1 protein-coding gene is annotated in these 763 nt (G+C 34.9%); it reads right to left on the reverse strand.

Translation table 11 applies throughout. The features are described from left to right. Positions 1–763: RHS repeat-associated core domain-containing protein (locus DWW68_RS13290; protein ID WP_147365709.1), on the reverse strand; the 763-nt coding region annotated here is incomplete at both ends.

Here is a 763-nt window from a genome sequence, read left to right on the forward strand (position 1 = left end):
GGATCCACATAGTTAATTGGATTATTTGCACAATAAGCATATAAATTCCAACACTCTGCATTTTTTTCTGTTCCACGATATGTGTCCTGACTTAAGAATACTCCTTCATCCGGATTATAATAACGTGCATTTAAATAATACAGCCCTGTGAGTTCATCATAAATACCGCCTGTATAGCAAATTTCATTTTTAAAATCCGTTGCTATACGTTCTGCTGTCTCTCCAAAATCTGTATAATCATATGATTGAACACACGCACTGGTATTATCAGTTATGTTTGTAGTACTTCCCTGAACATCCTTAGCATAAAAATATTCATTCTGGTTACCACCACTATACCTAATGCCTACAATGATATTATCCTGATTTCCTATTACATTCTGACTTATTTTCTTTCCACTATCATCTGTTGTATATAACAACAAACTTCCCTCATAGAAATAGCATGTAGTATTAGACTTCTTATTATCACCATCAATCACAATATCAGTCTTTGATATGCGTTGCCCATTACCGTTATATATGTTGTGCTGTTCGCCGGTCTTTTTTCCATCTGTAGTGACTTCCACATCCGTTAACTGATTTTCAACATCATATGTATACTTTGTGTTCGTCTTTGACTTTCCGTCTGTTACTTCTATCTGATTTCCTCTCGCGTCATATTTGTATGAACCTGTATAAGTCTTCGTTGTTGTTCCATCTGTTATGACTTCTGTCTTTCCAGACAACTGATTCAACCTGTTGTAGGAATAGTAATTATATG

The sequence above is a fragment of the Eubacterium sp. AF16-48 genome (genome assembly GCF_003479405.1).
Lineage (GTDB): Bacteria > Bacillota > Clostridia > Lachnospirales > Lachnospiraceae > Eubacterium_G > Eubacterium_G segne.